The organism is Autumnicola edwardsiae (assembly GCF_031846505.1).
Classification (GTDB): Bacteria; Bacteroidota; Bacteroidia; order Flavobacteriales; family Flavobacteriaceae; genus Autumnicola; species Autumnicola edwardsiae.
Genome location: NZ_JAVRHP010000381.1, coordinates 1 through 202, shown reverse-complemented (window position 1 = coordinate 202; position 202 = coordinate 1). Strand labels below are relative to the sequence as shown.

1 protein-coding gene is annotated in these 202 nt (G+C 38.1%); it reads right to left on the bottom strand.

Annotated features, from left to right (window positions below):
- Nucleotides 1–202, bottom strand: a 202-nt coding sequence (locus RM529_RS18060) for a hypothetical protein (protein ID WP_311486105.1), incomplete at both ends; no start/stop codon positions are given.

The following is a 202-nucleotide window of genomic DNA, read 5'->3' as shown; positions in this document are numbered from 1 at the left end:
TTAATATTTTCCAGTTTAAATTTTCCTTTTGTGGTCGCAAAACCGACCTGGTATTTTCTATCGATCTTTTATTATCCTGATCCTTATGTAAAAATACATACATCAGGGTATTGATCAGGAGAAACGGAGACCCCAGGAATAATAAAGCTGGAATCCACTGGTTATCCTGGACCCCATACATACCAAGAGCCACCATTAGTAC